Source organism: Amycolatopsis sp. NPDC004772, assembly GCF_053601215.1.
Map to the genome: position 1 here is coordinate 1 of NZ_JBSGBK010000018.1, position 24739 is coordinate 24739.

25 protein-coding genes and 1 rRNA gene are annotated in these 24739 nt (G+C 71.2%); 6 read left to right on the plus strand and 20 right to left on the minus strand.

Annotated features, from left to right (window positions below; translation table 11 throughout):
• The 11 genes from ACWEF6_RS14130 to argC all read right to left on the minus strand — a co-directional run.
• A 16S ribosomal RNA gene (locus tag ACWEF6_RS14130) occupies positions 1 to 93 on the minus strand; the annotation flags it as partial.
• 351 nt (positions 94 to 444) lie between these two features.
• Positions 445 to 1719: a tyrosine--tRNA ligase gene (gene tyrS, locus ACWEF6_RS14135; protein WP_449683289.1), complete on the minus strand. Its 1275-nt coding sequence runs from the start codon at positions 1717 to 1719 to the stop codon at positions 445 to 447.
• A 32-nt stretch (positions 1720 to 1751) separates the two neighbouring features.
• Positions 1752 to 2390 carry a DNA-3-methyladenine glycosylase gene (locus ACWEF6_RS14140; RefSeq protein WP_449683290.1) on the minus strand — a complete coding sequence of 213 codons (639 nt, stop codon included), beginning with the start codon at positions 2388 to 2390 and terminating at the stop codon, positions 1752 to 1754.
• Between the two features lie 448 nt (positions 2391 to 2838).
• Positions 2839 to 4254 carry an argininosuccinate lyase gene (gene argH, locus ACWEF6_RS14145; RefSeq protein WP_449683291.1) on the minus strand — a complete coding sequence of 472 codons (1416 nt, stop codon included), beginning with the start codon at positions 4252 to 4254 and terminating at the stop codon, positions 2839 to 2841.
• A gap of 34 nt (positions 4255 to 4288) precedes the next feature.
• Positions 4289 to 4570 (minus strand): argininosuccinate synthase, encoded by a 282-nt coding sequence (locus ACWEF6_RS14150; protein WP_310976554.1) that lies wholly within the window; start codon positions 4568 to 4570, stop codon positions 4289 to 4291.
• Positions 4567 to 5067, minus strand: a complete 501-nt coding sequence (locus ACWEF6_RS14155; protein WP_191313262.1) for an arginine repressor — start codon at positions 5065 to 5067, stop codon at positions 4567 to 4569. The genes ACWEF6_RS14150 and ACWEF6_RS14155 overlap by 4 nt, the downstream gene beginning before the upstream one ends.
• On the minus strand, positions 5064 to 5990 hold the full coding sequence (gene argF, locus ACWEF6_RS14160; protein WP_449683292.1) for an ornithine carbamoyltransferase: 927 nt from the start codon (positions 5988 to 5990) through the stop codon (positions 5064 to 5066). The genes ACWEF6_RS14155 and argF overlap by 4 nt, the downstream gene beginning before the upstream one ends.
• A complete protein-coding gene (locus ACWEF6_RS14165) occupies positions 5990 to 7192 on the minus strand; it encodes an acetylornithine transaminase (protein WP_449683293.1) in 1203 nt (400 codons plus the stop codon). The genes argF and ACWEF6_RS14165 overlap by 1 nt, the downstream gene beginning before the upstream one ends.
• A complete protein-coding gene (gene argB / locus ACWEF6_RS14170) occupies positions 7189 to 8106 on the minus strand; it encodes an acetylglutamate kinase (protein ID WP_449683294.1) in 918 nt (305 codons plus the stop codon). Before argB ends, ACWEF6_RS14165 begins: the two co-directional genes overlap by 4 nt.
• Entirely contained in the window at positions 8103 to 9263 is a 1161-nt protein-coding gene (argJ, locus tag ACWEF6_RS14175; RefSeq protein ID WP_449678679.1) for a bifunctional glutamate N-acetyltransferase/amino-acid acetyltransferase ArgJ, read from the minus strand. The genes argB and argJ overlap by 4 nt, the downstream gene beginning before the upstream one ends.
• On the minus strand, positions 9260 to 10288 hold the full coding sequence (argC, locus tag ACWEF6_RS14180) for an N-acetyl-gamma-glutamyl-phosphate reductase (RefSeq protein WP_449683295.1): 1029 nt from the start codon (positions 10286 to 10288) through the stop codon (positions 9260 to 9262). The genes argJ and argC overlap by 4 nt, the downstream gene beginning before the upstream one ends.
• Positions 10289 to 10362: 74 nt before the next feature.
• Between argC and ACWEF6_RS14185 the strand changes: the two genes are divergently transcribed.
• Positions 10363 to 11319: a helix-turn-helix transcriptional regulator gene (locus ACWEF6_RS14185; protein ID WP_449683296.1), complete on the plus strand. Its 957-nt coding sequence runs from the start codon at positions 10363 to 10365 to the stop codon at positions 11317 to 11319.
• 258 nt (positions 11320 to 11577) lie between these two features.
• Here ACWEF6_RS14185 and ACWEF6_RS14190 read toward each other — a convergent pair whose 3' ends face one another.
• Both ACWEF6_RS14190 and ACWEF6_RS14195 read right to left on the minus strand, forming a co-directional pair.
• Positions 11578 to 12075 (minus strand): helix-turn-helix domain containing protein, encoded by a 498-nt coding sequence (locus tag ACWEF6_RS14190; protein WP_449683297.1) that lies wholly within the window; start codon positions 12073 to 12075, stop codon positions 11578 to 11580.
• 203 nt (positions 12076 to 12278) lie between these two features.
• Complete coding sequence (locus ACWEF6_RS14195; RefSeq protein WP_449683298.1) at positions 12279 to 13862, minus strand: alpha/beta hydrolase; 1584 nt, start codon at positions 13860 to 13862, stop codon at positions 12279 to 12281.
• Positions 13863 to 14055: 193 nt separating this feature from the next.
• Between ACWEF6_RS14195 and ACWEF6_RS14200 the strand changes: the two genes are divergently transcribed.
• Positions 14056 to 14745: a DNA alkylation repair protein gene (locus ACWEF6_RS14200; protein ID WP_449683299.1), complete on the plus strand. Its 690-nt coding sequence runs from the start codon at positions 14056 to 14058 to the stop codon at positions 14743 to 14745.
• A 364-nt stretch (positions 14746 to 15109) separates the two neighbouring features.
• On the opposite strand, the gene pheT is transcribed toward ACWEF6_RS14200, so the two are convergent.
• The 7 genes from pheT to infC all read right to left on the minus strand — a co-directional run bounded on the left by pheT (position 15110) and on the right by infC (position 21894).
• On the minus strand, positions 15110 to 17674 hold the full coding sequence (gene pheT / locus ACWEF6_RS14205) for a phenylalanine--tRNA ligase subunit beta (RefSeq protein ID WP_449683300.1): 2565 nt from the start codon (positions 17672 to 17674) through the stop codon (positions 15110 to 15112).
• Positions 17674 to 18735 carry a phenylalanine--tRNA ligase subunit alpha gene (gene pheS / locus ACWEF6_RS14210; RefSeq protein WP_310976573.1) on the minus strand — a complete coding sequence of 354 codons (1062 nt, stop codon included), beginning with the start codon at positions 18733 to 18735 and terminating at the stop codon, positions 17674 to 17676. The genes pheT and pheS overlap by 1 nt, the downstream gene beginning before the upstream one ends.
• Positions 18736 to 18868: 133 nt before the next feature.
• On the minus strand, positions 18869 to 19702 hold the full coding sequence (locus ACWEF6_RS14215; RefSeq protein ID WP_449683301.1) for a DUF6159 family protein: 834 nt from the start codon (positions 19700 to 19702) through the stop codon (positions 18869 to 18871).
• 51 nt (positions 19703 to 19753) lie between these two features.
• Positions 19754 to 20569, minus strand: coding sequence for a TrmH family RNA methyltransferase (locus ACWEF6_RS14220; RefSeq protein ID WP_449683379.1), 816 nt, complete (start codon positions 20567 to 20569; stop codon positions 19754 to 19756).
• Complete coding sequence (gene rplT, locus ACWEF6_RS14225; RefSeq protein WP_004559056.1) at positions 20566 to 20943, minus strand: 50S ribosomal protein L20; 378 nt, start codon at positions 20941 to 20943, stop codon at positions 20566 to 20568. Before rplT ends, ACWEF6_RS14220 begins: the two co-directional genes overlap by 4 nt.
• A gap of 68 nt (positions 20944 to 21011) precedes the next feature.
• Positions 21012 to 21206: a 50S ribosomal protein L35 gene (gene rpmI / locus ACWEF6_RS14230; protein ID WP_043780277.1), complete on the minus strand. Its 195-nt coding sequence runs from the start codon at positions 21204 to 21206 to the stop codon at positions 21012 to 21014.
• A gap of 67 nt (positions 21207 to 21273) precedes the next feature.
• Positions 21274 to 21894: a translation initiation factor IF-3 gene (gene infC, locus ACWEF6_RS14235; protein ID WP_086840451.1), complete on the minus strand. Its 621-nt coding sequence runs from the start codon at positions 21892 to 21894 to the stop codon at positions 21274 to 21276.
• Between the two features lie 279 nt (positions 21895 to 22173).
• Between infC and ACWEF6_RS14240 the strand changes: the two genes are divergently transcribed.
• From ACWEF6_RS14240 to ACWEF6_RS14255, 4 genes are all read left to right on the plus strand, one after another.
• A complete protein-coding gene (locus ACWEF6_RS14240) occupies positions 22174 to 22437 on the plus strand; it encodes a DUF1844 domain-containing protein (RefSeq protein WP_449683380.1) in 264 nt (87 codons plus the stop codon).
• Between the two features lie 124 nt (positions 22438 to 22561).
• Positions 22562 to 23056: a hypothetical protein gene (locus ACWEF6_RS14245; RefSeq protein WP_449683302.1), complete on the plus strand. Its 495-nt coding sequence runs from the start codon at positions 22562 to 22564 to the stop codon at positions 23054 to 23056.
• Between the two features lie 39 nt (positions 23057 to 23095).
• The gene (locus ACWEF6_RS14250; RefSeq protein ID WP_449683303.1) at positions 23096 to 23740 is read left to right on the plus strand and encodes a GntR family transcriptional regulator; all 645 of its coding nucleotides are present in this window, start codon (positions 23096 to 23098) and stop codon (positions 23738 to 23740) included.
• Positions 23737 to 24732, plus strand: coding sequence for a 1-aminocyclopropane-1-carboxylate deaminase (locus tag ACWEF6_RS14255; RefSeq protein ID WP_449683304.1), 996 nt, complete (start codon positions 23737 to 23739; stop codon positions 24730 to 24732). The genes ACWEF6_RS14250 and ACWEF6_RS14255 overlap by 4 nt, the downstream gene beginning before the upstream one ends.
• Positions 24733 to 24739 lie beyond the last annotated feature (7 nt).

A 24739-nucleotide genomic window follows, 5' to 3' on the forward strand; every position in this document is an offset into this window, starting at 1 on the left:
TCATCCCCCACCGAAGTGGGTTCAGCGTTCGACTTGCATGTGTTAAGCACGCCGCCAGCGTTCGTCCTGAGCCAGGATCAAACTCTCCAACAATGTCTTCGAATTCAATCGAGGCATTTTACTGCTCTCAAAGGAAACCCCGACGAGGGGGTTTCAATAATAAGCTCTACTGGCTTAGTTCACTAGCACACTGTTGAGTTCTCAAGCAACACACCCCGAATCCGCCGCGATCAAGCGGCTCGCTCGAAGCGAGTCATTCCTAGCAGTTTTTGGTGGGACACCCACTCAATCGCGATCCGCGAGAGCTTGGTTCGTGTCCCGGTGGCCACCCGGTTTCCCTGGCGACTTGAAGAACTTTACACCCCTTCCGAGGGCCCGAAACAGGGGGGTCCCTTAACCGCGTTCCCGCAGGTCAGAGGCCTGTTTCGGGCCACCGGGGGCCGGTCAGCCGCCGAGCGCGACGCCAGCGACGTTGCGCTTGCCCTTGCGGACCACGAGCCACTTGCCGTGGAGGGCGTCCTCGCGGGACGGCTTCCACTCCTCGTCCGCGATCTTCACGTTGTTGACGTACGCGCCGCCCTCCTTGAGGGTTCGGCGCGCGGCGCCCTTGCTGTCGACCAGGCCGGAAGCGAGCAACAGGTCGACGATCGTCGCGTCCCCGGACGGGTCGACCTTGCCGTTCGGTACCTCGGCCATCGCCGCGTCGAGGGTGCGTTCGTCCAGGTCGCCGAGCTCGCCGCGGCCGAACAGCGCCTGGCTGGCGTTGATCACCTGCCGGGTCTGCTCCTCGCCGTGGACGAGCGTGGTGAACTCCTCGGCCAGCCGCTTCTGCGCGGCCCGCAGGTGGGGCCGCTGCTCGGTGTCCTCCGCCAGCGCGGCGATCTCCTCCTGGCCCAGGAAGGTGAACATCCGCAGGTAGCGGACGACGTCGGCGTCACCCACATTGACGAAGTACTGGTACCAGGCATACGGCGAGGTCATCCCCGGGTCGAGCCAGAGGTTCCCGCCGCCCGTCGACTTGCCGAACTTGCGGCCCTCGGCGTCGGTGACCAGGGGCGCGGTCAGCGCGTGCACGGCCGCTCCGTCGGTCCGCCGGATCAGGTCCACGCCGCCGACGAGGTTGCCCCACTGGTCCGACCCGCCGACCTGCAGCTTGCAGCCGTACTGGCGGTGCAGCTGGAGGTAGTCCTGCGACTGCAGGAGCAGGTAGCTGAACTCGGTGTAGGACATGCCGTCGCCTTCGAGCCGGCGCTTCACCGTCTCCCGGTTGAGCATGACGTTGATCGAGAAGTGCTTCCCGATGTCACGCAGAAACTCCAGCGCGGTCTGCTGCCCGGTCCAGTTCAGGTTGTTCTCGACGATCGCGCCGGTCGGCGAGTCGTCGAAGTCGACGAACCGTTCGAGCTGGCCGCGGATGCGCCCGGCCCACTCGGCGACGACGTCGAGGGTGTTCAGCGTGCGCTCACCGGTGTCACGCGGGTCGCCGATCATCCCGGTCGCGCCGCCGGCCAGCACGATCGGCCGGTGTCCCGCGCGCTGGAAGCGCTTGAGCATGAGCAGCGGGACGAGGTTGCCGGCGTGCAGGCTGGGTGCGGTCGGGTCGAAGCCGCAATAGAGCGTCACGGGACCCTGGTCGAGCTCGCGCCGGAGGGCGTCGATGTCGGTGGACTGCGCGATCAGGCCGCGCCAGGACAGCTCGTCGAGGATGTGTTCGCTCACGCCTGTAGATCCTCCCGCACCAGGTCAACCGACTAACTGGCGGGTCGGACCCGGCGCTTCCCGCCGCGGCGGTAGGTGGACACGGCCGGCGACGCGCCGTCCCAGAACCGCCACGGCGTGTCCATCGCCATCGCGACGCCGACGCGCGGGCCGCTGCGGATCCGCTCGGCCGGCACCCGCTCGCCCACGTACAGCCGGACCGGCGACGCGGGATCGGTCAGGTCGACGCCGTTCTCGTCACGGTCGATGCGCAGCACCGACGTCAGGATCGCCGGGCCCTTGGCGAGCTCGCCGGTCCCCCGCGCGTTCGGCCGCCGCTTGCGGACGACGTCGAGGCCGGTGACGACTTCGCCCGCGCGCAGCAGCACCGCGCCGGCCACGCCGTCGGTCGAGCCGACGATGTTCGCGCAGAAGTGCATCCCGTAGACGAAGTAGACGTACAGGTGCCCCGCCGGTCCCCACATGACGGCGTTGCGCGGGGTCTGCCCGCGGTAGCAGTGGGACGCCGGATCGTCCTCGCCGCGGTAGGCCTCGACCTCGACCAGCCGGACGTCGACGGTGCCGTCGGGGCCATCGGCCTCCAGGACCGCGCCGAGCAGCAGGTGGGCCAGGTCGACCGGGTCCAGCGCCAGCTCGTCACGGGTGAACAACCGGCCTGCGTCGCCGCTCAAACGGGGTCCTCTCCTCGGCTGCCTGGCGCGCCCACCCTAACCCTTGAGCGATCGCTCAAACTTCTCTCCAGCCGGTTTGAGCAATCGCTCAAACTCGCCGAGCGTGCGTTCGAAGTCGCCGGTCACGACGACGCCCCGGTGGTCATCCGGTCGTATCTCCGGCTCCCCCTCCGACTGTGGCGCTCGGCCGCGAGATCCGGACCGCGGAACGCGCGGAAGGCAACCTGGCCCTCCTGGCCCAGACCCTGGCCGGGGCGCAGGGCAGCGAGCGACTTGCCGACGCGACCCGCGAGGGCCTGGACAAGTGGATCACCGAAGTCCGGACGGCCCTCGAACGCGTGCTCGCCGGGTCGCCGCTGGCCGAGCTCGGCTGGCCGTGCTCGTCGACGTCCTGGACGGGTTGGCCCGGCGGCCACGCGGGCCGTCCGGGCCAAGCTCCGCAAAACCCTCAGTTGAGCCACTGGCGCGCCGCGGTGACGCGCTCCTCCAGCCGCGCGCGCTGTTCGGCGACGCGCACGGGCGCCGTGCCACCCCGGGCGTCGCGGGAGTTCACCGAGCCCTCGACGGTGAGGACTTCGCGCACTGCGGGCGTCAGCGCCGGGTTGATCTTCTCGAACTCTTCGTCGGTCAGTTCGTCCAGGCCGACGCCGCGGGCCTCGGCGACACGGACGCTCTCGCCCGCCGCCTCGTGCGCGACGCGGAACGGGACGCCCTGGCGGACCAGCCACTCGGCGATGTCGGTGGCCAGGGTGAAGCCCGCTGGGGCCAGCTCGGCGAGCCGCTCGGTGTGGAAGGTGAGCGTTTCGAGCATGCCGGCGATCGCCGGGAACAGGAGCTCGAGCTGCTCGACCGAGTCGAACACCGGCTCCTTGTCCTCCTGCAGGTCGCGGTTGTAGGCCAGCGGCTGCGCCTTGAGGGTGGCCAGCAGGCCGGTGAGGTTGCCGATCAGCCGGCCCGCCTTGCCGCGCGTCAGCTCCGCGACGTCCGGGTTCTTCTTCTGCGGCATGATCGAGCTGCCGGTGGCCCAGGCGTCGTCGAGCGTCACGTACCCGAACTCGGCGGTGTTCCAGATGATCACCTCTTCGGCGATCCGGGACAGGTTCACCGCGAGCATCGCGACGGCGAAGGCGAACTCGGCGACGAAGTCGCGCGAAGCAGTGCCGTCGATGGAGTTCTCGACGCTGGTGGCGAAGCCGAGCTCCTCGGCGACGGCCTCGGGGTCGAGGCCCAGCGACGAGCCGGCGAGCGCACCGGAGCCGTAGGGCGACTCGGCCGTGCGGGCGTCCCAGTCCTGCAGGCGCGAGACGTCACGCAGCAGCGCCTGGCCGTGGGCCATCAGGTGGTGGGCGAGCAGCACCGGCTGGGCGTGCTGCAGGTGCGTGCGGCCGGGGAGGATCGCGTCCGGGTGCCGCTTCGCCTGCGACACCAGCGCGTCGATGACCTCCAGGGTGCCGGCGACGACCCGGCGCGCGGCGTCGCGCAGCCACATCCGGAACAGCGTGGCCACCTGGTCGTTGCGCGAACGGCCGGCGCGCAGCTTGCCGCCGAGCTCGGTGCCCGCGCGCTCGAGGAGGCCGCGTTCGAGGGCCGTGTGCACGTCCTCGTCGGCGATCGTCGGGGTGAACGTCCCCGAGGCGACGTCCTGGGCGAGCGTGTCCAGGGCGGCCAGCATGCCGGCCAGCTCGTCTTCGGTGAGCAGGCCCGCTTTGCGCAGCACGCGAGCGTGCGCGCGGGACCCGGCGATGTCGTAGGGCGCCAGGCGCCAGTCGAAGTGCGTCGACGCGCTCAGCGCGGCCATGGCCTCCGCCGGACCGCTGGCGAACCGGCCGCCCCACAGCTGCACCGGCTGCTCGTTCCCGCTCACTGTTCTCGTTTCTCCTCGATGTGGTCGTTCGATGTCAGGCGACGGTGATCCGGCCGTCGTACAGGACCAGGCGGACTTCGCCCGAAACGGTGCCGGTCAGCCTGGCGCATCCGCGGCCGGCCCGCCGTTCGAGCGCGGCGCACGCGGCGCCCCGGTCGATTCTCTGCGCCTCGCCGCGCGCACTCAGCATCCGGCGCGCTTCGGCGACGGTGACCGTCTCGCCGTCGATCGCCACCGGCACCCCGCCGTCGTAGGTGACGACGACCTCGTCCGGCGCGAGGAACTCGCCCTCGGCCGGGAAGATGTCGGCGATCACGGTGGTCCTTCGTCGGCCGATCGCTGGGCGAGCGCGGCGAACCGTTCGGCGAGGTCCTTGCCCGTCAGGGGCTCGCGCGCGATCACGGCGACCGTGTCGTCGCCTGCGATCGAGCCGACGACCTCTTCCAGGGCCGCCCGGTCGATCGCGCTGGCCAGGAACTGCGCCGCGCCGGGTGGCGTCCGCAGCACGGTCAGGTTGCCGGACGAGTCCGCCGAGACCATCAGTTCCGCGAGCAGCCGGGAGAGCCGGGACGTCCCGCCCTGCACCCCGCGGACCGGGCTGCCGTCCTCGGGGATGACGTAGACCGGCGCCCCCGAATCCGGCCCGCGCAGCTTGACCGCGCCCAGTTCGTCGAGGTCGCGCGACAGCGTCGCCTGGGTGACCTCGATGCCCTCGGCGGCCAGCAGCTTGGCCAGCTCGGTCTGGCTGCGGATGGTCATGGTGGACACGAGCTCGGTGATCCGCGCCTGCCTGCCCACCCGGCTGCCGGTCATCGCCGGCTCTCTTCGAAGAGCCAGACGAGCAGCGCCTTCTGGGCGTGCAGGCGGTTCTCGGCTTCGTCCCAGACCGCGCTGGCCGGGCCGTCGATCACCTCGTCGGTGATCTCCCAGCCGCGGTGCGCCGGCAGGCAGTGCAGCACGATCGCGTCTTCCGCGGCCTTCCTCAGCAGCTCGGTGTTGACCTGCAGGGCGCGGAACGGGCCCACCCGGTCGAGACCGTCGTTCTCCTGCCCCATCGACGTCCACGTGTCGGTGACGAGCACGTCCGCGCCGTCGACCGCCGCGTACGGGTCGGTGAAGACGGTGGCGGTGCCGCCGGTCTCGTTCGCGCGCTTCTTCGCGTCCAGCATCACGCCCTGGTCGGGCTGGAAGCCGACCGGCGAGACGACCCGGACGTGCATCCCGGCGGTGACCCCGCCGAGCAGCAGCGAGTGCGCCATGTTGTTGGCGCCGTCGCCGAGGTAGACGAGGGTGAGGCCCTCGAGCTTGCCTTTGCGCTCGCGGATCGTCATCAGGTCGGTGAGCACCTGGCACGGGTGGAACTCGTCGGTGAGCGCGTTGACGACCGGGATCGACGCGGCCGAAGCCATCGCCTCGATGCGCTTCTGCGCGAAGGTGCGCCACACGATGCCGTCGACGTACCGCGAGAGGACCCGCGAAGTGTCCTCGATGGTCTCTTCGCGGCCGAGCTGCATCGAGCGGCCGTCGACGATCACCGGGTGGCCGCCGAGCTGGCTGATGCCGACCTCGAACGAGAACCGGGTCCGCGTCGAGTTCTTCTCGAAGATCGCCGTGATCGACTTGCCGGCGAGGGTCCTGTTGCCGAGCGGGTCGGCCTTGAGCGCGTCGGCGAGGTCGAGGATGGCCTTCTGCTCGGCCGGACTGACGTCGTCGTCGCGGAGGAAGTGGCGCAGCATCAGTCGGAGTCCTTCGTGGTGGAGTCGAGCGCGTTCGGGAGTGCGGCGAGGAAACCCTCGGCCTGGTCGCCTTCGAGGACGAGCGGGGGCGCGAGCCGGACGGTGTCCGGGGCGACCGGGTTGACGAGGTAGCCGGCGTCCTGGGCGGCCTGGGCGACCGCCGCCGAGACGGGTTGCTTCAAGGCGATGCCGAGCAGCAACCCGGCGCCGCGCACGCCGGCGACCAGCGGGTGTCCCAGTGCTTCGACACCGGCCGCGATGTCCTTGCCCAGCGAAGCGACGTGGTCGAGGAGGCCCTCGGCGGCGATGGTCTTCAGCACGGCCAGGCCGGCCGCGCAGCAGACCGGGTTGCCGCCGAAGGTGGTGCCGTGCTGGCCCGGCTTGAGCAGGTCGCCCGCCGCGCCGACGCCGATCACCGCGCCCAGCGGCAGGCCGCCGCCGAGGCCCTTGGCCAGGGTGATGACGTCCGGCACGATGCCGGCCTGCTGGTAGCCGAACCAGGTGCCGAGCCGGCCGAGACCGGTCTGCACCTCGTCGAGCACCAGCAGCGTGCCGGTGGCCTTGGTGATTTCGCGGGCGGCCTGCAGGTAGCCGTCCGGCGCCGGGATGACACCCGCTTCGCCGAGCACCGGCTCCAGGAAGACGGCCGCGGTTTCGGTGTCGACGGCGGCCTTGAGCGCCGCGACGTCCCCGAACGGCACGTGCTCGACCCCGGGCACCAGCGGCTTGAAAGCGTCGCGCTTGGCGGGCTGGCCGGTGAGCGTCAGCGCCCCCATGGTCCGGCCGTGGAACGCGCCTTCGGCGGCGACCACCTTGGTGCGCCCGGTCAGCCGGCTGATCTTCAGCGCGGCTTCGTTGGCCTCGGCGCCGGAGTTGACGAACAGCACCTTGCCGTGGCCGGTGAGGCCGGCGACGTCGAGGAGCGCCTCGGCGAGCTCGACGGCCACCGGGTTGACGTAGAGGTTCGAGGTGTGGCCGAGCCGCTTGATCTGCTCGGTGACGGCTTCGACGACGGCCGGGTGCGCGTGGCCGAGCGCGTTGACGGCGATGCCACCGAGCAGGTCCACGTACTCCTTGCCGTCGGCGTCCCACACCTTCGCGCCCTCGCCGCGCACCAGCGTCAGCTTGGGGGTGCCGTAGTTGTCCATGAGGGCGGACTGCCAGTGCGCCTGGCCATCCACATTGGACTCGAGGTCGGTCACGGGAGCTCCGTTTCGGGGAAGACCATGGTGCCGATGCCGCGCGAGGTGAAGACTTCCAGCAGCACCGAATGGGCGAGGCGGCCGTCGATCACGTGCGCCCGGCGCACGCCGCCGCGGATGGCGCGCACGCACGCCTCCATCTTCGGAATCATGCCGCTGGCCAGGCCAGGCAGCATGGTCTCGAGGCGGTCGACGCGGATGCGGTCGATCAGCGACGACCGGTCGGGCCAGTTCGCATAGAGGCCTTCGACGTCGGTGAGCACCACGAGCTTTTCGGCGCCCAGCGCGGCCGCCAGCGCACCGGCGGCCGTGTCGGCGTTGACGTTGTGCACGACGCCGTCGACGTCCGGCGCGACCGTGGACACGACCGGGATGCGCCCGGCGTTGACGATGTCCAGCACCGCGTCCGGGTTGACCTCGGCGACCTCGCCGACCAGCCCGATGTCGACCTGCTCACCGTCCACAGTGGCCTGTTTGCGTTCGGCGGTGAACAGCCGCGCGTCCTCGCCGGAGATGCCGACCGCGTACGGCCCGTGGGCGTTGATCAGCCCGACGAGCTCGCGGCTGACCTGCCCGGTGAGCACCATCCGGACGATATCCATCGTCTCCGGTGTGGTGACCCGCAGGCCGCCCTTGAATTCGCCTTCGACGCCGAGGCGCTTGAGCATCGCGGTGATCTGCGGGCCGCCGCCGTGCACGACCACCGGGCGCAGGCCGGCCAGCCGGAGGAACACCATGTCCTCGGCGAAGGCCGCCTTCAGCTGGCCGTCGATCATCGCGTTGCCGCCGTACTTCACCACCACGGTGGCCCCGTGGAACCGCTGCAGCCAAGGCAGCGCTTCGATGAGCACCCCGGCCTTTTCGGCCGCCGTCGCGAGTCGTTCGTCCGCGGAAATCAGAGCCTCCTGGTTCATGAGGAGTACGCGCTGTTCTCTTCGACGTAACCGTGCGAAAGATCCGTGGTGTAGATGGTCGCCGTGTTCGTGCCGACGCCGAGGTCGACGACGATTTCGATGGCCCGGCCGGTGAGGTCCGCCTCCGACCGGTCGGCGGCGGGCACACCCTGGGCGAACAGGGTGACGCCGTTGATCGCGATCGACACGGCCTCCGGGTCGATGCGGGCCGGCACCCGGCCGAGCGCCATGGCGATCCGGCCCCAGTTCGGGTCGGAGCCGAACAGCGCCGTCTTGACCAGGTTGTCCTCGGCGATCGTGCGGGCGACGGCGATCGCGTCGGCTTCGGTGGCCGCGCCGCGCACGGTGACGTCGACGTCCTTCGTCGCGCCCTCGGAGTCCGCGCGCAGCTGGAGCACGAGGTCGTGGCTGACCGCGGTGAGCAGCTCGGTGAGCTCGGCTTCGGTGGGCTCGACGCCACTGGCGCCGGAGGCCAGGACCAGGACGGTGTCGTTGGTGGACGTGCCGCCGTCGACGTCCAGCCTGTCGAAGGTGACGTGGGTCGCGGCCCGCAGGGCCCGGTCGAGGGTTTCCTTGTCCACCACGGCGTCGGTGGTCAGCACCGAAAGCATGGTGGCGAGGTTCGGGGCGAGCATGCCCGCACCCTTGGCGAAACCACCGACGCTCCAGCCGGTGTCGTGCTTCGCAAACGCTTGCTTCGGTTTCGTGTCGGTGGTCATGACGCCCGTGGCGGCGTTGAGGCTCGCTTCGGGACTCGCGTCGAGGGCCTTGACGGCGGTGTCCACTCCGGACAGGACGGCGTCCATCGGGAGCCGCTCGCCGATCAGGCCGGTGGAGCAGACGGCGACCTCGATCGCGCCCGCCTGCAGGACTTCGGCGACCTTCTCGGCCGTGGCGTGGGTGTCCTGGAAGCCGCCGGGCCCGGTGGCCGCGTTGGCGCCGCCCGAGTTGAGGACGACGGCCTTGAGCCGCTGCTGCTTGAGCACCTCCTGCGACCACAGCACCGGCGCGGCCTTGATGACGTTGCGGGTGAAGACGCCGGCCGCGACGTCGAGCGGGCCGTCGTTGACGACCAGGGTCAGGTCGAGCGCGCCGGAGGCCTTGATCCCGGCGGCGACGCCGGCGGCGCGGAAGCCCTGGGGGCCGGTGACGGTCACGGTGCCACTCCTACGGTGGGAAGCCCGGTGGTCTCCGGGAGGCCGAGGGCCAGGTTCATCGATTGGACGGCACCGCCGGCGGTGCCCTTGGTGAGGTTGTCGATCGCGGCGACGACGACCAGGCGCTTCGCGTCGGCGTCGACCGCGACCTGCAGCTGGGTGTTGTTCGAGCCCAGCGTCGAGGCCGTCGCCGGCCAGGCGCCGGCGGGTAGCAGCTGGACGAACGGCTCGGCGTCGTAGGCCTTTTCGTACGCGGCGCGCGCGGCGGCCTCGTCGACGCCGTCCTTCAGCGGGGCGGTGGCCGTGGTGAGGATGCCGCGGGGCATCGGCGCGAGCACCGGCGTGAAGGACACGGTGACCTTCTCCCCCGCGACGGCGGAGAGGTTCTGGGCGAATTCGGGGGTGTGGCGGTGGGCGCCGCCGACGCCGTACGCGCTCGCCGAACCCATCACCTCGGAGCCGAGCAGGTTCGGCTTGAGGCTCTTGCCGGCGCCGGAGGTCCCGGTGACCGCGACGATCGTGACGTCGGGCTCGATCAGCCCGGCGGCGAACGCGGGCGCGAGGGCCAGCGAGCCGCCGGTCGGGAAGCAGCCGGGCACGGCGATGCGCTTGGTGCCCGCGAGCTTTTCGCGGGCGCCGGGCAGCTCGGGCAGGCCGTACGGCCACTGGCCGGCGTGGTCGCCGCCGTACCAGCGCTGCCAGTCGCCGGCGTCGGCCAGGCGGTGGTCGGCGCCGAGGTCGACGACCAGGACGTCCGGGCCGAGCCGCGCCGCGATCGCCGCGGAGTGCCCGTGCGGCAGCGCGAGGAAGACGACGTCGTGACCGGCGAGGGTCTCCGGCGTCGTCTCGGCCAGGACGCGATCGGCGAGGGGGACGAGGTGGGGCTGGTGGACGCCGAGCTTCGTGCCCGCGCTGCTGGCGGCCGTGAGCGCGCCGATCTCGACCCCGGGATGGGTCAGGAGCAGACGCAGCAGCTCACCACCCGCGTACCCGCTGGCTCCAGCCACCGCGATGTTCACCGTCATACGCATGATTATGCACGCCCTTGCAAGTCTAAACAAACCCGGAGTGGTGGCCGCCACCTTGGGATGCTGGGCGCATGACGGACACCCCGGCCCGGTTGCTCGGCCTGCTTTCGCTCCTCCAGACGCCCCGCGAGTGGCCGGGCAGCGAACTCGCCGAACGCTTGGGCGTCAGCCCGCGCACCATCCGCCGCGACATCGAGCGGCTGCGCGAACTGGGGTACCCGGTTGAGGCCAGCCGAGGCGTGGCGGGCGGGTACCGGCTGGTCGCCGGCACCGCGATGCCACCGCTCGTGCTGGACGACGAGGAAGCCGTCGCGATCGCGGTCGGCTTGCGGACCGCGGCGGGACAGTCCGTTTCCGGGATCGAGGAGGCGTCCGTGCGGGCGCTCGCCAAGCTGGAGCAGGTCCTGCCGGCCCGGCTGCGCCGCCGGGTGGGCACGATCGGCACGGCGACGGTCGCCGTGCCCGCCACCGGGCCGGTGGTCGACCCGGCGCAGCTGACGGTGTTCGCCGGCGCGATCACCAACCACGAGACGGTGCGGTTCCGCTACCGCGCCCACGACGGCGCGGAGACCCGCCGCCGGGCCGAGCCGCTCCGGCTGGTCGCCGCGGGCCGCCGCTGGTACCTGGTCGCCTACGACCTCGACCGGGCGGACTGGCGCGTGTTCCGCGCCGACCGCGTCCGCGACGCCCAGGCGACCGGCGGCCGGGTGGTGCCGCGCCGGCCGCCCGCCACGGACCTGGCGGCGTACGTGCTCGAGCGGTTCTACGACCTGGCGCCTTCGTACCAGGCAGTGGCTGTGCTGGCGGAGCCGGCGTCGCAGATAGCTCCCCGCCTCGGCCAGGCGGCGGGCGAGCTGACCGACCTCGGCGACGGCCGGTGCCGGTGGCGGAGCCACTCGGACACGTTGGACTGGCTCGCGTTCCGCCTGCTGGGGCTGGGGTGCGGGTTCACGGTCGAGGAACCGCCGGAACTGGTGGCGCACCTGAAGGTGCTCGCGGACCGGGCGACCGCGGCCGTGCCGGACTGACCGGGCGGCCCGGTTGCGCCGGCCAGAGCTCGGTGCGCCGGACCGGCACCAGGCGCTTGACGCCACTCGCGAGCCGTGCCGAGCCGGACCGACCCGGCAGCTTGCTGCCGCCACGCGGGGGGACGCCACGGCACGCGGATCGGCCAGGGTTCCGCGCCGGACAGCGAAGTCGAAGCTCATCGGTTTCCTCCGTTCGATGAAGTCGGAACCGACGGCCGGTGGGCCGGTCCACCCTGCGGACCGGCCCACCGCCGCCGGTCAGGCAGGCTCACCTCCGTCCAGGTCCGTGCGCCTGCTCGGCGGCACGGGGAGGTAGCAGCCCGGGTGTTCCGGATCGCAGCCCACGCGGGGCAGGCGGGCGCGGATGCCGCCGGGGGTGCGCTCGAAGTACGCCGCGATCTGCGCGACGCTCTCCCCCGCGATCCACCGGCTCTCCAGCTCCGCGTCCATCTCCTCGTTCCACGGGCGGCCCTGCTGAGCAGGACGGCCCGCGGATCTTCGCCGCGGCCCGCGGCGCTCGCCGGTCGCGGACAGCAATCCGTCCGCGACCAGCTCCGCCACCGTGTCCGCCACCGCGACGTCGAGATCGAGGCTGCCCTCGGCGACCGGTTCGCCGCCGGGAGCGGCCGCCTCCAGGGTGATCATCACCCGCGGCGTGGGTTCGGCGCGGTCGACGTCCGTCCTGGTCGAGACCACGATCTGGTAGGTGTTGTCAGCTGCCCGGACCTCGGTCCGGCGCTCTTCGATGATCGACATGCCACGAAGCTAGCGCGCACCCCCGACAATTTTCGGCCACGCGCTGCTCACGGCCCACTCCGCTCCGAAATTGTCGGACCCCTCCCCTAACGTTCCCGGCGACCACGAACCGTCACGAGGAGGCGACGATGGAGCACCGGCGGACAAGACGCTGCCCCGGTCCGGAAGCACCGGACCGGGGCAGCGGGATGGAGCGGGTTCGCTCAGAAGTGCAGCAGCTGGGCCAGCGCGCTCTGCTTCTCCTGGGCGGCTTTCGCGGTGTTGTCCGACTTCTGCGCCGCGGCGCCGTCGGGCACCGGCGCCGGCACCGGGCTGCACTGGACGTCCGAGTGGTTGCCGGGCTGGCGCTTCGGCAGCGTGCCGTTGGCCAGGTAATCGGCGACCTTGTCGTCCACACAGGCCACACCGGACAGCGAACCGGCGTGCGTGGTGCCGCCCGGCGCGCTGATCAGGCTCGAGTTCGGGAACCGCTTCCGCACCTCGAGGCTGCCGGTGTACGGCGTGGCGGCGTCGAGCTCCTCGCTGATGAGCAGGGCACCGGCCACCTTGCGGCCGTCGATGTTCACCGGCTTGCCCGCCTTCGCCGGCCAGAACGCGCAGGGCGCGTTGAACCAGGCGTTGCCCCAGGTCTCGAACGGGGCCTTGAAGTAGGTCAGCCAGTTGTCGACCCGCCACCGGTTCCAGTCGGTCGGCCACTGCACGTCGGTGCACTGCACGCCGAGGTACACGGCGAAGCCGTTGTCGTCGCCCGGCGGGTTCGAGTTGTCGTAGAGCTCCTTGAGCGTCTGCCAGTCACCCTTGTGCACGTAGCCGTCGAACGCCTTGGCCATGTCGACCCAGCCGAAGACGTAGTAGCCGGCCTGCAGGAAGATGTCGGTCCATTCGTCACCGCCGATCACCCCGCCCGCCGGGTCCTTGGCCAGCTTGCGCTGGGTGGCGTACCACAGCTTCTCGACGGCGTCGCCGGTCTTGCCCAGGTGGTAGACGTCGTCGTACTTCGCGAGCCAGTCGAAGTAGATCTTGATGTTCTTGTCGAACGCGACGTCCTGGTCGAGGTTGGCCTGGTACCAGACCTTCCGCGGGTCGACGTTGCCGTCCAGCACCATCCGGCGGACGTTCTTCGGGTACAGCGTGCTGTACACCTGGCCGAGGTAGGTGCCGTAGGAGAAGCCGTAGTAGTTGATCTGCTTCTCGCCGAGCGCCTTGCGCAGGCTGTCCATGTCCTGGGCGACGTCGGTCGTCTTCAGGTGGTTCAGGATCTCGCCGTTCTTGCGGCACGCATCGGCGTACCCCTTCGAGCGGGCGAGCCAGGTCTTCTCCAGCTGCACGGTGGTCGGCACGTACGCCGGCCGGTTGTAGCTGAAGTAGTTCCCGTCACAGCTGATGGCGGGCTTGCTGGACCCGACGCCCCGCGGGTCGAAGCCGATCCAGTCGTAGTTGTCCCCGGCGTGGTTCGGCACGTACTTCCCGAGCACCGACAGGCCGAGGCCGGAGCCACCCGGGCCGCCCGGGTTCACCAGCATGATGCCCTGGGACTGCGCGGTCTTGTGCTTGATCCGCGAGACCGCGACGGAGACCTTCGCCCCGCCCGGCTTCGCGTAGTCCATCGGCACTTCGAGGAAGCCGCACTCGGCGCCGTTGGCCTTGAGGCTCGCCGACGCGCAGGGCCCCCAGGCGATCGGCGCGGGGGTGAACTGCACCCCGGGCTCCGCCGAGGCGGCGGGCGCGGCGGCCATCAACCCGGCCGCGAGCCCCGCGGCGGCGACGGCGGCAACGATTCTTTTCACAGTCGTCCTTTTCATCCGCTTTCGACAGCGTTCGCCAGATTTCGACGAAACTACCGGCAACCCTGGACAATCTCGTCGACCGACGCGACTTCCGCCATCCGTCTTTCGTCGGAACCTGCGGGGTCCGCACGGCGCCGGAACTGTCGGTGGCCGGCAGTACGCTCCGGGGCGCCCGAGCCCGACAGGAGGACGGATGAGCGCGGACGAAAGGCTGGTCAAGGCGATTCGCGCCGGGCTGGCCGAACTGGCCGACCCGGTGAAAGCACCGGCGATGCAGGCGTACATGAAGTCGGCCATGCCCTTCCGCGGGGTGCCGAAACCCGAGCGCAGCACGCTCCTCAAGCGCGTCCTGGCCGACCACACATTGACCGATCGGGTGACTTTTTCGGCGACCGTCCTGGAGTTGTGGCGAACCGCGGAATTCCGCGAGGAGCGCTACGCGGCCATCGATCTTTCCGGGTACCGGGCCTACCGGCGGTGGCAGGACCCGGACCTGCTGCCGGTGTACGAGGAAATGATCGTCGGCGGGGCCTGGTGGGACTACGTCGACGAGGTCGCGATCCGGCGGATCGGCCCGATCCTCCGTGAGCATCGCGGCCGCGTGACGCCGACGATGCTGGCGTGGGCGCACGACACCGACCTCTGGCGCCGCCGGACGGCGATCATCTGCCAGGTGGGAGCCAAGGAGGACACCGACACGGACCTGCTGACCAGCGCCATCGAGCCGTCGATCGCCGAGCCGGAGTTCTTCCTGCGGAAGGGAATCGGCTGGGCGCTGCGGGAGTACGCGAAGACGGCGCCGGACTGGGTGCGGTGCTTCGTGGACGATCATCCGGGCCTGTCCGGGCTGTCGAGACGGGAGGCGCTCAAGCACCTCGGCTGAGGATCCGGCCGCGGGGTCGGTTCACGGACCGAGAGGGTCGGCCAGCGTACCCGAGGGGTCGGCTCATGTGCCGGGAAGGTCGGCTCGCGTACCTGGGGCGGTCGAGTTGTGTACGGGACGGTCGGCTCGCGTGCCCGATGGGTCGATCCGCGTGATCAGCGGGGCGACTCGCGTGCTCGAAAGGGTATCTCGCGTGATTGAAGGCGCATCTCGCGTGATTGGAGGCGTGACTCGCGTGATTGGAGGCGTGACTCGCGTGATTGGAGGCGCGACTCGCGTGATTGAAGGGGCGACACGTGGGATTGGAGGGTGGGCGCGGGGCGGGCCGGCCCCTCCTGGCTGGGCGGGAGGGGCCGGGTGACCGTCAGGCGCGGAGGGTGGCGCTGTAGCGCTCGGCCGCCGCCGCCAGTGCTGCATCGCGGGCCTTGGTGGCCTCATCGACCGTCAGGGTGCGGTCCGGGGCGCGGAAGCGCAGCTTGTACGCCAGCGATCGCTTGCCCTCGCCGACCTGTTCTCCCGTGTACACGTCGAACAGCGTGATGTCCTCGAGGAGCTCGCCCGCGCCCTCGCGCAGCACCGACGCCAGGTCTGCCGACGGGACCTCGGCCGCCGCCACCAGGGCGACGTCGAGGAGGACCGGCGGGTAGCCCGAGACGCTCGGTGCCGGGCGGGCGTCCGGCAGCGGGATCGCGTCCAGGTCCAGCTCCATCGCCACCGTGCGCGGCGGCAGGCCGAGGGCCTCGACCACCTTCGGGTGCAGCTCGCCCGCGTGGCCGACCGGCCAGTCGCCGACCCGGAGCTGGGCGCAGCGGCCCGGGTGCCACGGCGGGAGGTCGGCCGCCTGGACCGTCAGCTCGACGCCGGCCGCCTCCGCGACCGTGCGGGCCGCCTGGACCGCGTCGGCCCAGTTCGCCGGCTCGCCCGCGCCCCACCAGCCCGCTCGGCGGCGGTTGCCGGCGAGAACCACCGCGACGTGCAGCGGCTGCAGCGGCACCGCTGCCTCGAGCAGGGCCAGGTCCTCGTCCGACGGGCGGTGGTCGACGCCCAGGTCCGGGACCTTCAGCGGGTTCGGCGCCGGGAGCACCACCTGGCCGACGTGGTACAGCGAGACGTCCTTCATCCCGCGGGACACGTTGCGCTGCATGGTGTCCAGCAGGCCCGGCAGCAACGTCGTCGCCAGGCGGTTGCGGTCGGCTTCCAGGGGGTTGCGGACCACCACCGTGTTGCGGCGGACGTCGTCGGCCGGGAGGCCGAAGGCGTCCCACACCGCGTCGCTGACGAACGGGAACGGGCGCACCTCGACGTAGCCCGCCTCGGCGAGCGCCCGGGAGACGCCCCGGACTCGCCGCTGGCCGTCGGTCAGGCCGCGGCCGGCCGGCGCGGCCGGCAGGACCGACGGGATGCTGTCGTACCCCTCCAGGCGCAGCACCTCTTCGACGAGGTCGGCCGGCTGGCGCAGGTCGCCGCGCCAGCTCGGCGGGATCGCCGTGACCAGGCCCGTTCCGTCGTCGCCCGTGCCGACCGAAACCTTGCAGCCGATCTGGGTGAGCCGGCGGACCGTGACGCCGCGCTGGTAGCTCACGCCCGCCACCTTGTCCGGCAGGTTGATCGGCATGACGACCGCCGGGTTCGGCTCGACGCCGCCCTCGTCGGTGCGGCCCGGCTGGATGGCCGCGTCGCCGTACTGGCGCAGCAGCCGGGCGGCCAGCTCGACCGCCGCCGCGCAGAGCTGCGGGTCGGTGAACCGCTCGAAGCGCTTGGCGGCCTCGGAGAACAGCTTGTGCCGCCGCGCGGTGCGGCTGATCGCCGCCGGGTTCCAGTGGGCCGCCTCGAGCAGCACGTCCGTGCTCTCCGGCGTGATCTCGGTGCTCGCGCCACCCATCGTGCCGGCGAGCGAGATGACGCCGCTGTCGTCGGCGATGACCACGTCGTCCGGGTCGAGCGTGCGCTCGACATCGTCCAAAGTGGTCAGTTTCTCGCCCGGCTTCGCCCGGCGCACCACCAGATCGCCCTGGATGGCCTTGGTGGCGAACGCGTGCAGCGGGTGCCCCAGCTCGAGCATCACGTAGTTCGTGACGTCGACGGCCAGTGAGATCGACCGGATGCCGGCCAGCATCAGCCGCCGGCGCATCCGCCACGGCGTCGGCGCGGTCGCGTCCAGGCCGGTGACCCGGCGCAGCACGAACCGCGGGCAGCCCTCCGGGTCCTCGACGTGCACCGGCCAGGCGTCACCCTCGGCCGCCGGGACTTCCAGCAGCGCCGGGTCGCCGAAGGGCACGTCGAGGGCGTTCGACAGCTCGCGCGCGAGCCCGCGGATCGACAGCGCGTAGCCACGATCCGGGGTGGGGGCGAGCTCGATCACCGAGTCGTTGAGGCCGAGCAGCTCGCTCGCGTCGTCGCCCGGGCTCGCGGTGCCCGGCGGCAGCACGAGGATGCCGGTGTGGTCGTCGCCGAGGCCGAGCTCACGGGCCGAGCAGATCATGCCGTCGCTGATCCGGCCGTAGGTCCTGCGGGCGGCGATGGCGAAGTCGCCGGGCAGGACGGCGCCGGGCAGCGCGACGACGACCAGGTCGCCCTCGGCGAAGTTGCGCGCGCCGCAGATGATGCCGCGGGTCTTGATGCCGTGCGGGCCCTCGTCGAGCTCGCCGGCTTCGTCGTCGTCCTCATCCTCGTCGTCTTCGTCGAGCTCCTCGGCTTCGTCGGCGGGCTCGCCGACGTCGACGCGGCAGAAGCGCACCGGCTTCTTGAACTCGGTGAGCTCCTCGACCTCGGCGACCCGGCCGACGACCAGCGGGCCGGTCACGGGGCCGAGCTCGCGCAGGTCGTCGACCTCGATGCCGATCCGGACGAACGCGTCGGCCAGGTCCTGCGGCGTGACCTCGTCCGCGAGATCGAGGTGTTCGGTCAGCCAGCTGACTGGGACTCGCACTACGCCTCCGTTCCGAAGGGAAGGGTGAAGCGGACGTCGCCCTCCACCATGTCGCGCATGTCCGGGATGCCGTTGCGGAACTGCAGGGTGCGCTCGATGCCCATGCCGAAGGCGAACCCGGAGTAGACCTCGGGGTCGACGCCGCAGGCGCGCAGGACGTTCGGGTTGACCATGCCGCAGCCGCCCCACTCGACCCAGCCGGGGCCGCCCTTCTTCTCCTCGAACCAGACGTCCACCTCCGCGGACGGCTCGGTGAAGGGGAAGAAGTGCGGGCGCAGCCGCGTCTTCGAACTTTCGCCGAACATTGCGCGGGCGAAGGCGTCCAGCGTGCCCTTGAGGTGGGCCATCGTGATGCCCTTGTCGACCGCGAGCCCCTCGACCTGGGTGAACACCGGGGTGTGGGTCGAGTCGAGCTCGTCGGTGCGGTACGTCCGGCCGGGGCAGACGACGTAGACCGGCAGGTCGCGGTGCAGCAGCGTGCGCGCCTGGACCGGCGAGGTGTGCGTGCGCAGCACCAGGCCCGAGTCCTCTTCGCCGACGTAGAACGTGTCCTGCAGCTGCCGGGCCGGGTGGTCCTTGCCGAAGTTCAGCGCGTCGAAGTTGAACCACTCGGCCTCGAGCTCGGGCCCCTCGGCGACCTCGTAGCCCATCGCGACGAAGGCGTCGGCGACGCGCTCGGAGATGGTGCTGATCGGGTGCCGGGCGCCGCGCGGGATGCGATCCCACGGCAGGGTGACGTCGACGGCCTCTTCGCGCAGCACACGTTCGTCGCGCTCCACCTGGAGCTCGGCGCGGCGCGCGTCAAAAGCCGCCTGGACAGCCTGCCGCGCTTCGTTGACGCGCTTGCCCGCCTCGGCCTTCTCCTGTTTGGGCAGGGCGCCGATCCCGCGGCGGGCCAGGCCCACCGGGGACTGGTCACCGAGGTGGGCCGGCTTGACCTCGGCCAGCCCTTCGAGCCCGGTCGCGGCGGCGAACGCCGCTTCGGCGGCCTTGACCGCCTCCTGCAGCGTCTCGGGGGCGAGCACCGCGCCCTGTGCTTCCTTCTCCGTGGCTCCGGACATAACTCCTCGGCGTCCGCTGGGACTGGTCGTTCACGCACCGCCGCACACGGCACGCGAGAGGTCAAAGGCGGGAAAAGTCTATGGGATCGGCTCCGCACGCCCCCGGTCGCCCCGGGGGCGTGCGGACGCCCGGTCAGCGCCGGCGGAAGGCCGCCGAGAAGTCGACCGACGCGAACTCGCCGGGCACGACGCCCTCGGCGGCGTAGCGGTACAGCGCGGTCTGGTAGATCCCCGTCAGCGTCGTGCTGAAGACCGCGACCAGCAGGGTCCAGACGATCGCCAGCCCGACGCAGACGAAGATGGTGGCCGTGCCGCCGAGCAGGAAGCCGGCGCCGAGGAGCACGACGTAGCCGGCGAAGGTCAGCAGGAAGCCGACCAGGCCGATGCCCGCGGTGCCCACGGCGTTCTCGCCCCAGGTGCGGCGGAACAGCTCGACCGAGCGCTTGACACCCGCCTTCACCCCGGTGCCTTCGAGCAGCACGACCGGCAGCACGAGGAACGTCGTGAGCCGCCAGGCCAGGCCGATCAGCCCGCTGATGATGCTGCCGAGGAAGCCGAGCCGCTCCTCGATCGTCCGCAGCACCACGCTGACCGTCGCGGTCACGCCGGCCCAGCCGAGCAGCGTCGGCCAGCGGCGGCCGGCCGCGGCGAGACCGGCGCCGACCCCCGGCATGCCGCCGTCGCCGCGCAGCGCGACGTCCGCCTGGGAGATCAGGGCGGCGTTGAAGAAGATCGTGACGAACGCCGAGACGAGGTAGAACGCCGCGAGCAGCACGTACGTGCCGGCGGTGGGCCGGAAGTTGTCGGCATCGAGGTGGACGGTGAAGAACGCGGGTGTCAGGAACACCGCGGCGACCAGCAGCCCGGCGATCCCGGCGAGCACCGGGAACCACGCCAGGCCCTTGTGGGCACGCAGCACCTTGAACGAAGCGGAGAACAGCGCGAACGAACGGGCGAGCCTGCCCATGGAACCCCCCAATATCGGCCACAATGGATAGTGCGGGAGCCTACTCGCAGGTCAGCGCCGGGCCGCCATCGCGCTCGTGTAGACGCAGACGGCCGCCGCGGTGGCCAGGTTGAGGCTCTCCGCGCGGCCGTACAGGGGGATCCGGACGGCGAGGTCGGTCCGGGCGAGGACGTCGGCGGGCAGGCCGTGGGCTTCGTTGCCGAAGACCCACGCCGTCGGCGCCGCGAGGTCCACCCGATCGAGTTCGGCGTCGGCGTAGCCGTGGGCGGCGAACGTCCGCAGGCCCGCGGCCGAGCAGGCGGCCAGCGCGGCCGGGACGTCGCGGACGCGCGCGATCGGCAGGTGGAAGAGGCTGCCGGCCGCCGCGCGGACGCACTTGCCGTTGTGGGGGTCGACCGTGTCGCCCGCCAGGACCACGGCGTCGGCGCCGGCCGCGTCGGCGACCCGGATGACCGTGCCGGCGTTGCCGGGGTCGGCGACGTCGACGAGCACGACCACGAGCCGCGCGTCCGGCGTCACGGCTTCCTCGAGGGGCCGGTCCAGCAGCGCGCAGACGGCCACGATGCCTTGGGGCGTCACGGTTTCCGACAGCCCGTCGGCGGCGCGGTCGGTGATCGGCGACACCCCGACGCCGGCCGCGCGGGCGGCGTCGACGAGGTTTGCGTGCTGCTCCGCCGCGCGTGCGGTGACGAACAGTTCGTGCACGGTGCCGTGCTCGAGCGCCGCCTCGACGGCGTTGGCGCCTTCGGCCAGGAACCGGCCGGTCTTCTCGCGTTCCGCGCGCCGCGTCAGCTTGCGCGCAGCAACGACCCGGGGGGTCCGTTCGGTGAACGGCTCCGCCCCGGGTCGTTGAAAGCTGCCGGTCAGGCCGACTTCGCTTCGCCGGTGTTGACGTTGGCCTTGGCGAGCTCGGCCAGCGCGGTGAAGGCGGCGGCGTCGTTGACGGCGAGGTCCGCGAGGATCTTGCGGTCGACCTCGACACCCGCGGCCTTGATGCCCTGGATGAACCGGTTGTAGGTCACGCCGTTGGCGCGGGCGGCCGCGTTGATGCGGGTGATCCACAGCTGGCGGAAGTCACCCTTGCGGGCACGGCGGTCCCGGTAGGCGTAGTTCAGCGAGTGAAGCGTCTGCTCCTTGGCCTTGCGGTACAGCCGCGAACGCTGGCCGCGGTAGCCGCTGGCCAGTTCGAGAGTTGCGCGACGCTTCTTCTGGGCGTTGACCGCCCGCTTGACGCGTGCCACGGGTCCATCCTGTCGATTTCGGGGGGCGAGGGGGACGCCCCGGGTGGGTCAGAGCAAGTTCTGCGGGATCAGATGCCGAGCAGGCGCTTGACGCGGCCGACCTCGGTCTTCGACACCTCGGTGGTGCCCTCGAGACGGCGGGTCACGCGGCTGGACTTCTTCTCCATGCGGTGGCGGCGGCCGGTCATCTGGCGGCGCAGCTTGCCCGTACCCGTCTTGCGGATGCGCTTGGACGTCCCGCTGTGGGTCTTCATCTTCGGCATTTCTGTCCTCTTTCGTGCGGCGGCTCACCGGAGAACCGGTGAGCCGCTGACTCGTGCTGGTCGGCGCCTACGCCTCGGGGGCCTGCTCGGGGGCGGGCTCGGCCTTGGCCTTCGGCTTCACGTTCTTGTGCGGGGCCAGCACCATGATCATGTTGCGGCCGTCCTGCTTGGCCGACGACTCGACGAACCCCAGTTCGGTGACGTCTTCGGCGAGCTTCTGCAGCAGCCGGTAGCCGAGCTCCGGCCGGGACTGCTCGCGGCCGCGGAACATGATCGTGACCTTGACCTTGTTGCCCGCCGCCAGGAAGCGCGACACGTGACCCTTCTTGGTCTCGTAGTCGTGCTGGTCGATCTTGGGGCGCAGCTTCTGTTCCTTGATGACGGTCAGCTGCTGGTTGCGCCGCGACTCGCGGGCCTTCTGCGCGCTCTCGTACTTGAACTTGCCGAAGTCCATGAGCTTGCACACCGGCGGGCGGGCCTGCGGCGCGACCTCGACGAGGTCGAGGTCGTTCTCCTGCGCCAGGCGCAGCGCATCCTCGATCCGGACGATGCCGACCTGTTCGCCGGCGGGTCCGACGAGACGGACCTCCGGCACCCGGATTCGGTCGTTGATGCGTGTCTCGGAGCTGATGGGGCCTCCTTGGTCCGAGGAATGTTTCCGGTTCTCGTTTCGACCTGGTGCCCACATAGCGAAGGCCCCGACACCGTTCGGTGCGCGGGGCCCACTCTGTTTCCGATCGTGCCCCGGAGGACACTCCTTCACCCTGGACGGGTGAGACCGGACCCGGACACCTGTACGGTGACGCGGGTGGGAGCGGGGCTCCACTTGCCGCCCCCGATCGCTCGGGGGCTGGTCGCTCGTGGAAGGGTACCAGACGTGTCAGAACAACCCTCCGAACAGCCCCCTTATTCCTCCCGCGACCTCGAGGAGATCCCGAGCGTCGAGGTGATCAGCCGGGCGGCGGTGATGCTGCTGTCGGCCGGCGCCGAACGCCTGGGCCTCGCCGACGCGGATCCCGAGACCTCGCCGCACCGCGACCTGGACGAAGCCCGGCGGCTCATCACCGCGCTCGCCGGGCTGGTGACGGCCTCTGCCGAGTACCTCGGCCTGCACGCCGGGCCGTTGCGGGATGGCCTGCAGTCGCTGCAGAAGGCGTTCCGGGAGGCTTCGGCCGTGCCGGACGAGCCCGGGCAAGGACCCGGGGAGAAGTACACCGGGCCGGTTTACTGAGCCGGCGGCCGGGCCGGGCGCCACGACGGTCGCCCGGCCGCGCGGGCAACGCGGTCGGGGCGGTTGCGGCCCGCGCCCACCGGGGAGTGCCGCTGGGCTTCGGTGTGCGGCACACTTCCGGGTCGTGCTGACTCCACTCGTCGCCGGGGTGTTCGCGCTCGCCGGGGTTGTTCTCGGGACCTTTCTGGAACCCGTCAAAGCGCGGGTCGCCGCCCGGGCTCGGCTGCGGGAAGAACGTGCCCTGCGGTCCGCCCAGCTCGTCGAGGCCGCGACCGCGGCCCGGGACGCGATCCTCTGGCTCTTCCGGACCGTCCGCACCGTCGCGCCGCCCGTGCCCGCCGGCCCCGAACTCGTCGCCGACGCCGAACAGCGCTACTGGACCGCCCGCAGCGACCTCAAGAAAGCCCTTCTCCTCCTTCGCCTGGTCGGGCCGGACGAGCTGATCGCCGGCGCGCTGGCCGTCGCGGAAGCCGATCGAGCCTTGCGGACACTGTGGTTCGACCGCGCTCCGGAGGCCCGGCAGTCGCATTCGGCCGAAATGTCGGCCGTGCTGCGTCAGGGGCGGCATGCCTTCGACGCGTTCACCGACCTCGCTCGCCGGCTCACCGCCCCGAACTGAGCAGCGCCAGGCTTGCCGACCCCGCAAGAGACATCTAACATGTTAGATGTGAGTCTCTCAAAGGTCACTCGTCCCCTGCTCCGCGACGAGGCCTACGACCGCATCAGGCAGGCCATCGTCGACGGCACTCTGCCGCCCGGAGCCCCTCTCCGCGACGGCGACCTCGCCGACCAGCTCGGCCTGTCGAAAGCCCCCGTGCGCGAAGCCCTCCGGCGGCTGACCGACGACGGCCTGGTCGACCAGAAGCCCCAGAGCTACACGCGGGTCTCCGAGGTGATGTCCCCCGACGTCCTCGACGCCCGCGAAATCGTCCGGCTGCTGCACGAGTTCGCCGTCAAGCAAGCCGCGCCGAGGTGCCGCCCGGAAGACGTCGCCGCCATGCGCGCCGCCAACGACCGGTTCGCCGCGGCCATCGAAGCCGGGGACGTCAAAGGCGCCGTCCGAGCCGACGACGAACTGCACGACATCCCCGTCCGGCTGGCCGGCAACGCCGCCGTCGCCGCGACGCTCGACCGCTACACCCCGCTGCTGCGCCGCCTCGAGCACGCCCGGTTCACCTCCGCGCTCGCCTGGAACTCCGTCGAGCGCCACACGAAGCTCATCGATGCGCTCGAGCAGCACGACACCACCACCGCCGTCGCGGTGATCTCGACCATCTGGACCGAATTGCTGGAGGACCGATGACCCTCGCCGACTTCCCGCGCTACCCCCTGCTCTTCGGCCCCTCGCCGGTGCACCCCCTCGAACGCCTCACCGCCCACCTCGGCGGCGCCGAGATCTGGGCCAAGCGCGAAGACGTCAACTCCGGCCTCGCGTTCGGCGGGAACAAGACCCGCAAGCTCGAATACCTCGTCGCCGACGCGCTGGAGCAGGGCGCCGACACGCTCGTCTCCATCGGCGGCGTCCAGTCCAACCACACCCGCCAGGTCGCCGCCGCCGCGGCGCGGGCCGGGCTGAAGGCCGTTCTCGTGCAGGAAAGCTGGGTCGACTGGCACGACCCGCTCTACGACAAGGTCGGCAACATCCAGCTTTCGCGCATCCTCGGCGCGGACGTCCGGCTCGTCCAGGCCGGCTTCGGCATCGGGTTCAAGCAGGCGTGGGAGGACGCGGTCGCCGAAATCGAAGCGAACGGCGGCAAGCCGTACGCCATCCCGGCCGGCGCGTCGGACCACCGGCTCGGCGGCCTCGGCTTCGCGAACTGGATCGTCGAGCTGGAGCAGCAGGAAGAAGAGCTGGGCGTCTTCTTCGACACCGTGATCGTCTGCTCGGTCACCGGCAGCACCCAGGGCGGGATGATCGCCGGGACCACCATCGGCAAGCACCGCCGGATCCTCGGCATCGACGCGTCCGCCAAGCCGGACGAGACCCGTGAGCAGGTCACGCGCATCGCGCGCAACACCGCCGCGCTGCTCGGTTCCGGGGAGATCCCCGACGTCGAGCTCGACGACCGCTACCACGGCGGGATCTACGGCATCCCCGACAAATCCACTGTGGACGCCATCGAAACGTGCGCCCGCCTGGAGGGCATGATCACCGACCCCGTCTACGAGGGCAAGTCGATGGCCGGGCTGATCGACCTCGTCGGAAGCGGCGAGATCTCCCGCGCATCGAACGTCCTCTACGCCCACCTCGGCGGGCAGCCGGCCCTGAACGGCTACACGAGCGTCCTGGGCTGACCGCCCG

What these genes read in the sequence shown, in the direction of transcription:
- ACWEF6_RS14155 (WP_191313262.1), bottom strand. Translation starts at nt 5,067, where the DNA reads ATGACCGGCAGCCGGGTGGGCAGGCAGGCGCGGATCACCGAGCTCGTG.
- argF (WP_449683292.1), bottom strand. Translation starts at nt 5,990, where the DNA reads ATGCTGCGCCACTTCCTCCGCGACGACGACGTCAGTCCGGCCGAGCAG.
- argB (WP_449683294.1), bottom strand. Translation starts at nt 8,106, where the DNA reads ATGAACCAGGAGGCTCTGATTTCCGCGGACGAACGACTCGCGACGGCG.
- argC (WP_449683295.1), bottom strand. Translation starts at nt 10,288, where the DNA reads ATGACGGTGAACATCGCGGTGGCTGGAGCCAGCGGGTACGCGGGTGGT.
- ACWEF6_RS14185 (WP_449683296.1), top strand. Translation starts at nt 10,363, where the DNA reads ATGACGGACACCCCGGCCCGGTTGCTCGGCCTGCTTTCGCTCCTCCAG.
- ACWEF6_RS14190 (WP_449683297.1), bottom strand. Translation starts at nt 12,075, where the DNA reads ATGTCGATCATCGAAGAGCGCCGGACCGAGGTCCGGGCAGCTGACAAC.
- ACWEF6_RS14200 (WP_449683299.1), top strand. Translation starts at nt 14,056, where the DNA reads ATGAGCGCGGACGAAAGGCTGGTCAAGGCGATTCGCGCCGGGCTGGCC.
- pheS (WP_310976573.1), bottom strand. Translation starts at nt 18,735, where the DNA reads ATGTCCGGAGCCACGGAGAAGGAAGCACAGGGCGCGGTGCTCGCCCCC.
- ACWEF6_RS14215 (WP_449683301.1), bottom strand. Translation starts at nt 19,702, where the DNA reads ATGGGCAGGCTCGCCCGTTCGTTCGCGCTGTTCTCCGCTTCGTTCAAG.
- rpmI (WP_043780277.1), bottom strand. Translation starts at nt 21,206, where the DNA reads ATGCCGAAGATGAAGACCCACAGCGGGACGTCCAAGCGCATCCGCAAG.
- infC (WP_086840451.1), bottom strand. Translation starts at nt 21,894, where the DNA reads ATGTGGGCACCAGGTCGAAACGAGAACCGGAAACATTCCTCGGACCAA.
- ACWEF6_RS14240 (WP_449683380.1), top strand. Translation starts at nt 22,174, where the DNA reads ATGCTGCTGTCGGCCGGCGCCGAACGCCTGGGCCTCGCCGACGCGGAT.
- ACWEF6_RS14250 (WP_449683303.1), top strand. Translation starts at nt 23,096, where the DNA reads ATGTTAGATGTGAGTCTCTCAAAGGTCACTCGTCCCCTGCTCCGCGAC.
- ACWEF6_RS14255 (WP_449683304.1), top strand. Translation starts at nt 23,737, where the DNA reads ATGACCCTCGCCGACTTCCCGCGCTACCCCCTGCTCTTCGGCCCCTCG.